Origin of the sequence: Rhodopirellula sp. UBA1907 (assembly GCF_002337565.1) — a bacterium.
GTDB classification, from domain to species: Bacteria; Planctomycetota; Planctomycetia; order Pirellulales; family Pirellulaceae; genus Rhodopirellula; species Rhodopirellula europaea.
Window position 1 is genome coordinate 43,620 of record NZ_DDGH01000005.1, and the last position, 7,442, is coordinate 51,061.

The following is a 7,442-nucleotide window of genomic DNA, read 5'->3' on the forward strand; positions in this document are numbered from 1 at the left end:
TAGGCCAGGTTCCACCTGGCGGGTTGCTTGGACGCACATCGTTGGTCTTGCGTTGGCACGCCAGCGGCACGCCTCGCTTTGTTCCAAAGCATTGGCTTGGCCGCCATGTGGGACATGGCCTACGGGGCATCAGCGCCGGAATTTATGTAGGCCAGGTTCCACCTGGCGGGGTGATTGGACGCTTGTCGTTGGTCTCGCGTTGGCACGCCAGCGGGACGCCTCGCTTTGTTCCAAAGCATTGGCTTGGCTGCCATGTGGGACAAGGCCTACGGGGCATCAACGCCGGAATTTATGTAGGCCAGGTTCCACCTGGCGAGGTGATTGGACGCTTGTCGTTGGTCTTGCGTTGGCACGCCAACGGCACGCCTCGCTTTGTTCCAAAGCATTGGCTTGGTTGCCATGTGGGACATGGCTACGGGTGGGGAGCGAATCGATTTTTGACCGACGAAAATTGATTCAACATTCTTCTTGCGAACCGTGCAATTCTCGAGGCACATACTGCCCCGGGCCGTCGACCGAGTAATGCTGCTCGAGTGCCGCCTCAAATTCTTCGCGCGATCGCAGGCGAGTGAATGCCATTCGCACCTCGCGATAATTCGGATGGCTTTGTGAGTACTTGATGCAGAATTTCCGCATCAACAACGGTGCTCGCTGGACCGTGTAGGTCTCCTCACACAGGGCGAAATGTTCTCGCATCACGGCGGCTTGTTCAGCGATGGTCGGCGGGGCGGGCAAGGACTCTCCGGCTGCGAGTGCTCGTGATTGTTGGAAGATCCACGGATTGCCAATCGCTCCACGAGCGATGGTGACGCCGTCGATTCCGGTTTGACGCATCATTTCCAAACCATCGGCGGCCGCGAAAAGATCGCCGCTGCCGAGAATCTTCAAACGATCGCCGACGTGCTCTTTGACTTCTTTCAAAAACGCCCAGCGGCTCGGTCCGATGTACCGCTGCATCACCGTCCGGCCGTGCACGGTCACGCCAGCCAACCCGGCGTCGATCGCTCCATCGAGAATCTCAAAAAACTGTTCGCGTGATTCGGGCGTGTCATCCATGCCCCGCCGCATCTTGACCGTCACCGGGATGTGATCGGGCACAACGTCTCGGGTCCGGCGCAGAATTTCGATCGCGACGGCGGGTTGAGACAAATGGAACCCACCGCGGCATCGGCCCAGCACCTTTTTGACGGGACAGCCAAAATTAACATCGATAACATCGAAACCGGCCTCGACCAACTTCAACGCACCCGCAGAAAACTGTTCCGGCTCCGCCCCCATCAGCTGCCCGCCGACGGGATGCTCCTCGTCAGCGATGTCGAGGAAATGCCTCGTCTTTTCGCGTTTGGTCAGCGACAGCAGGAATTGATCCAGCATCACTTCGCAAATCGTGTAGCTGGCGCCGTGCCGGCGAGCGATCACCCGCATCGGCAAATCGCTGTACCCGGAAAGCGCCGCTTGGACGACGGGAAAACCAATCCGGACATTGCCCAACGAAAGCTCGTTCCACGCGAACGGAGCGATCGTGGTGGCTTCGTCGGGAGTTTTGTCCGGGCGAGCGGATTCGGCACAAACGGTCGTTTCAGGAGCTGGCGAATTCATGGCCGCAGTTTAGCTCGCAAACGCAAAATCGACGATGGGAAATTCTTGCTCCCCATTCGAGTGACGGAATCCGCCAGTGGGCAAACCGTTCCACTTCCGCGAGAATGGCTTGGCCATGCGTTACGTCGAACTTCACTGCCGCAGCAACTTCAGTTTTCTCGACGGGGCGTCTCATCCCGACGAATTGGTTCAGCGCGCGGCGGAGTTGGGCTACGAAGGGCTTGCAATCACAGATCGAGAATCGATCGCCGGCGTCGTCCGAGGTTTTTCGCCGGCTCAAGAATTGGGCCTGCAATACATCGTCGGAACCGAGGTTCATCCGACCGACGCGCCACCGATGGTGCTCTGGCCGACCGACCGAGCCGCCTATGGACGCATGTGCCGGATGCTTTCGATCGGCCGCATGCGATGCGAAAAAGGTCGCTGCGAATTGTCCTTCGAGGACATCGCTGAACACGCACAAGGCATCTTGGCTGGTGTGATCGCCACCGACGAATCGCGTTCGATCGAAGACCATCACGCTCGCGTCAATGATTCGCGACAATTCCTTCGCGGCCCCTTTCGAGATGTGTTCGATGACCGTGGGTATTTGTTGGCATCGTTTCATCGCGGTGTTGACGACGCGGCAAAGGCGACTTGGTTGCGCAACCTATCGCTCGCTACGGATGTGCCGTTGCTTGCATGCGGCGACGTGCGATACCACTCCGCCGAACGAATGGCACTGCACGACTGCGTCGTCGCAATCTCGCAGGGCAAATCGGTCGAGCAGATTCAATCGGATCGATTGGTCAACAGCCAGCATCATCTGCGATCGCTCGACGAGATTGCCGAACTCTATCGCGACGTTCCCGACGCGGTGGCTCGTACGATTGAGGTCGCTCAGCGATGCACGTTCACGCTGGACCAATTGAAATATGAGTACCCGGTCGAACTCGCCCCCGAAGGCATGACGCCGATCGAGCACCTTAAGCGACTGACCTGGGAAGGGGCTCGCGGGCGTTGGCCAAGCGGTGTGCCGGAGAAAGTCATCGAGACGCTCCGTCATGAAGTCACCCTGATCGAGGACCTGCAGTACGAAGCCTACTTCTTGACCGTGTGGGATCTCGTTCGATTTGCCCGCAAGCGCAAGATTCTCTGCCAAGGTCGCGGGTCGGCGGCGAACTCGGTCGTATGTTACTGCCTCGGGATCACTGCGGTCGATCCAACTCACACCGATTTATTGTTCGAGCGATTCATCAGTCGCGAACGCGGTGAAGCTCCCGACATTGACGTCGACTTTGAGCACCAACGTCGCGAAGAGGTGTTGCAGTACCTCTACGAGAAATACGGCCGCGATCGAGCGGGCATGACCGCGGTCGTCACGTGTTACCGAGCCAAAAGTGCGATTCGCGAGGTCGGCAAGGCGCTGTCCATTTCGCCTGACATCATCGACGCGGTTGCCAAATTGGCGGGCAGCTACGGCCGCAACCCGGAACTGCCTGAGCGATGCCGCGACGCGGGGCTGGATCCTGACACTCCGCTGGGACGCCGGTTCCTGTATCTGACCGAAACGCTGATTGGATTCCCGCGTCACCTGTCGCAACACGTCGGCGGAATGGTGATGACCGCGGGCAGTTTGTGCGAATTGTGCGTGACGGAAAATGCGGCGATGCCGGGACGCAGCGTGATCCAGTGGAACAAGGATGACCTCGATGACATTGGCATCCTGAAGGTCGACATTTTGGCTCTTGGGATGTTGTCCGCCATCCGCCGTTGTTTCGAACTGGTGAAGAACCATCACAACCGTGAGTTGTCACTGTCGACGATTCCGCCGGCTGACACGCCGACCTACGACATGATTTGTGCGGCCGATACGATGGGAGTGTTTCAAATCGAAAGTCGGGCGCAAATGAGCATGTTGCCGCGTCTGAAACCGCGTTGCTATTACGATCTCGTGATCGAAGTCGCGATTGTTCGGCCTGGTCCCATCCAAGGCAACATGGTCCATCCGTTTTTGGCCGCTCGCGAAAATCCGGCGGCGGCGAAGTATCCCAACGATGCCATTCGCAAGGTGCTGGAGAAAACGCTTGGCGTTCCCATCTTTCAAGAACAAGCGATGAAGCTGGCCGTTGTTGCTGCCGGTTTCACTCCCGGCGAAGCCGATCAGTTACGTCGAGCCATGGCGGCTTGGCGACGACCCGGTGTGATCGACCGCTTCCGCACCAAGTTGCTAAAGGGAATGCAAGCGAACGGGCTCAATGGCGAATTCGCTGAGAACGTCTTCCGGCAGATTCGTGGCTTCGGTGAATACGGTTTTCCCGAATCGCACGCCGCATCGTTTGCACTTTTGGTTTACGCGTCGTGCTATTTGAAACGGCACTATCCAGCCGCGTTTTGTGCGGCGTTGCTGGACAGCCAACCGATGGGTTTTTACGCACCCGCACAACTGATTCGTGACGCCCAACAACATGGTGTTCAAGTCCTTCCCGTGGACATCAACGACAGCAACATTCGTTCGAAGCTGATTCCCGATCTCAACCGACCGCACCCAAAACTGCGTCTGGGGCTTCAGATGGTTCGAGGGTTGCCGTCAGCGGTTGCCGAAAAGATCATCGCCGCTCGAGACGCACGCGGCCCATTCGCGAATTTGCACGACTTGACGACGCGAGCCAAGCTGTCGCGATCCAACATCGCCACGCTTGCTGATGCGGATGCGTTGGCATCGATCGCGCAAGACCGCCGTGCCGCGGTTTGGCAATCGCTCGCACAAGATGATTCAGGCGATTCGATGCCTTTGCTGGCGGATTTGGAACCTGATTGCAGCGTTCCAGAGGAGTTGGTGCCGATGTCGCCGGCCGAAGAGGTCAAGAACGACTACGCGACGACGGGGCTGAGTTTAAAAGCCCACCCGGTCTCGTTCTGGCGAGATGACTTGGACGCGCTGCGATGCAAACGAGCGTCGGACTTGCCAAAACTAAGAGATGGCGTGCACGTTCGCGTCGCGGGTTTGGTGCTGATGCGTCAGCGTCCCGGGACCGCGAAGGGAATCACGTTCGTGACACTGGAAGACGAAACCGGATCGATGAACCTGGTTCTGTTTGCCCAAGTTTGGAAGCGATTCTTCAAGATCGCTCGAGCCAGCGACGCGTGGATCGTCGATGGCAAGCTTGAGAATAAAAAAGGTGTCATCCACGTCATTGTCGGGCGAGTGGAGGACCTCAGCGAAAAAGCGAGCGGCCTGCGAGTGCCACGACGCGACTTCCGCTGAGTCATCACGTCTGGCCCTTGCTGATCAGCTATCGTCGATGCCCGTGCACTCGCATCACTGCTTATTACGGGCTCTCAAACCGCAATGCCGCGGCGAAATAGCCGCCGGGCATCTCGCAAGCAACGTCGCTCCAAATCAATTCTTCAAACCATCGATCGCGACGACCGATCCGACGGGCTTGTCGAACTCTTCGCCCATCTGCGACACGTACAAACGATCGTCGGGTCCGAATGCACAAGAGACAGGTCCGTTGAGCGAAACTCCGGTCTCCTTGATCTCTGCTTCGCTTTCGTCGCCGAGAGTCGCGACCAGAATTCGACCAGCGTTGGTTTGCTCCAGTGACCAATTGTTTTCGACAACAGCAAATTGATTTCCTTCGATATGTGCCAATCCCATTGGGTTGATCACTCCGGGCAAAGTCCACTGGCCGGCCGGTTTCTTTGATGCGACATCCCAAAGCACGATCAAGCCATCCGCTTCACCGCCCTTGCCGGAATACAACACGAACAACGAGTTGCCTTCCCCGACAACGGTTTGCATCGGCGAGTTGGTTTCGATGCCGTTCTCGTCCGCCGAAAGCAATGGCTTCAGTTCTTTCGAACTGACGTCGGCGCTTAGCACCCAAGACTTTCCATCGAAGCCTTGTCCGCAGACATAGACCGTTGAACCGTCTTTGCTGAGGCTCATTCCGGTCAGGTTGCCTTCGCCTTTGTCGGCTGGGTCATCTGAGGTCGGAGGAACCGAGTTGGTTTTTGTCCCCGAGTCGGCTTTGCCTTTGGCATCGAAGAACAACAAAGTCTCTTCGCCATCGGCTTTGCCGGCATCGGTCACAATCAGCTTGGAGTCGGACCAGATCGCGGACAACGGGCCAACTGCATACCACTTCTTACCTTCGTCGTTGGACTTCCAATGCTCGGTGTCGAAACCCGTGACATAGTTGACCGGCTGATTGCCTTTCAAGACGACCACCAAACCGCGTGCGTCACACACGGTCAGTTCACCTTCGGGACTGAAGCTGACGCTGGATGGGTTCACCAAACCACGCAGAACTGTGTCCACTTTGTTTTCAGCGGACGCGGATGTCACCATTGCGCCGGCACAAAGCAATGCAGCGGCACAGCGACGAATCAATTTGGACGAAGAATGAAGGCGGGCAAGACGCAGGCGGGAAGTCATTCAGGAAGCTCATTTGGTCGAGGCAAGGGAATCGTTTGACAGCGAAAGGCGGCGGGAAAGCCACGGCCTATCAACGCCGGTCAGTGGGCGATTGTCTGGAACCATTGCAACCGACAGCGGGCGAAGAATGAAGCCCCCTTCTGCGATGCAGAGGCAAGAGTCACCTGAAATCGTCATGGGACGGGGGGAGTTGATATAAATTTGCAAGTCACTTCCCACCTCCCTCTCCCACCGGATCGCTCCATGACCTTCCTTCGATGGAGTCAGACGCTCGCTGCTGCGATGTGCTTGACGTTAACCTCCTCTGAGTTGCCTGCCCAAGACGACGCCCCAGCAGGTGTCCTTCAACAGCAGTTCATCTACGACGAAGCCCCATTCCCGTCCTGTCACGCATCGACAATCTGCCAGACGCCCAACGGATTTGTGGCGGCCTGGTTTGGTGGTGAACGAGAAGGGGCCAAGGACGTTTCGATCTGGGTCAGTGATTACGACGGAAAGGCCTGGTCCGCACCGCGAAAAGTGGCCGATGGTGTGCAAGCAGATGGATCGCGTCATCCGTGTTGGAACCCGGTCCTGTTCCAAGCCCCGTCCGGTGTCACTTGGTTGTTCATCAAGGTTGGCCCCAGCCCAAGGGATTGGTGGGGCGAAGTTTTGTTCAGCGATGATGGGGGCAAAACTTTTCGCGATCGGACGCGGCTTCCGGAAGGAGTGCTTGGCCCAATCCGTTGCAAACCTGAATTGGTTGACGATGGCAAGACGTTGCTGTGTGGCAGTTCCACCGAACACGATGGATGGCGAGTTCACTTTGAACGATTGATGTTGACGGGCGAAGCCAACGCGGAAGCAGTCTCGGAAACGCACTGGGACCGCGGCGAAGCCATTCACAACGGAAAGGAATTCGCCGCGATCCAGCCGGCCATCTTACGTTTGGCGGACGGTCGCTTGCGGGCGTTGTGCCGAACGATGCAAAGCGTGATCGTTCAAACGGACTCGGATGACAACGGACGGACTTGGACCAAGCCCATTTCAACCGACATGCCTAACCCGAATTCGGGAATCGATGTGGTCACGGCAAAAGACGGCCGGCATTGGCTGATCAGCAACCCGTTGCCATCCAAAGAAAACGGCTGGGGCGGACGCAGTCGACTCACGCTCTCGGTCAGCACCGATGGCAAGAACTACCGCGAGGTCGCGCTCTTGGAAAATGAGCCCAAGGGTGAGTTCAGCTACCCCGCGATCATCCAAGCCGATGATGGCAAGTTGCACATGACCTACACCTGGAAACGGAAGAAGATCAAACACGTGATCTTCGATCCAACAGCAATCCCGTAGCTCGGTGGTCCCCCACCGAGAATGAGGTCGTGCAGTTTTTTGATGCCGCTTTTCGGCGGATTTAAACACGGCGTACCTCTCCCGAAAC

General features: G+C 57.5%; 4 protein-coding genes and 1 pseudogene. 3 read left to right on the top strand and 2 right to left on the bottom strand.

Translation table 11 applies throughout. The features are described from left to right. A pseudogene (locus B2R17_RS01885) lies at positions 1-455 on the top strand (hypothetical protein); the annotation flags it as partial. Between the two features lies 1 nt (position 456). Here B2R17_RS01885 and B2R17_RS01890 read toward each other — a convergent pair. After that, positions 457-1,599, bottom strand: coding sequence for a tRNA dihydrouridine synthase (locus B2R17_RS01890; RefSeq protein ID WP_286762613.1), 1,143 nt, complete (start codon positions 1,597-1,599; stop codon positions 457-459). Between the two features lie 76 nt (positions 1,600-1,675). On the opposite strand from B2R17_RS01890, the gene B2R17_RS01895 reads away from it, so the two are divergent. Further along, on the top strand, positions 1,676-4,846 hold the full coding sequence (locus tag B2R17_RS01895) for an error-prone DNA polymerase (RefSeq protein WP_286762614.1): 3,171 nt from the start codon (positions 1,676-1,678) through the stop codon (positions 4,844-4,846). Between the two features lie 135 nt (positions 4,847-4,981). Here the strand turns inward: B2R17_RS01895 and B2R17_RS01900 are convergent, their stop codons facing one another. Continuing rightward, positions 4,982-6,022 carry a hypothetical protein gene (locus tag B2R17_RS01900; protein WP_286762615.1) on the bottom strand — a complete coding sequence of 347 codons (1,041 nt, stop codon included), beginning with the start codon at positions 6,020-6,022 and terminating at the stop codon, positions 4,982-4,984. A gap of 243 nt (positions 6,023-6,265) precedes the next feature. On the opposite strand from B2R17_RS01900, the gene B2R17_RS01905 reads away from it, so the two are divergent. Next, positions 6,266-7,354: a sialidase family protein gene (locus B2R17_RS01905; RefSeq protein ID WP_286762616.1), complete on the top strand. Its 1,089-nt coding sequence runs from the start codon at positions 6,266-6,268 to the stop codon at positions 7,352-7,354. Positions 7,355-7,442: the final 88 nt, after the last annotated feature.

Coding starts and splice junctions, on each gene's coding strand:
- B2R17_RS01890 (WP_286762613.1), bottom strand. CDS start 1,599: ATGAATTCGCCAGCTCCTGAAACGACCGTTTGTGCCGAATCCGCTCGC.
- B2R17_RS01900 (WP_286762615.1), bottom strand. CDS start 6,022: ATGACTTCCCGCCTGCGTCTTGCCCGCCTTCATTCTTCGTCCAAATTG.
- B2R17_RS01905 (WP_286762616.1), top strand. CDS start 6,266: ATGACCTTCCTTCGATGGAGTCAGACGCTCGCTGCTGCGATGTGCTTG.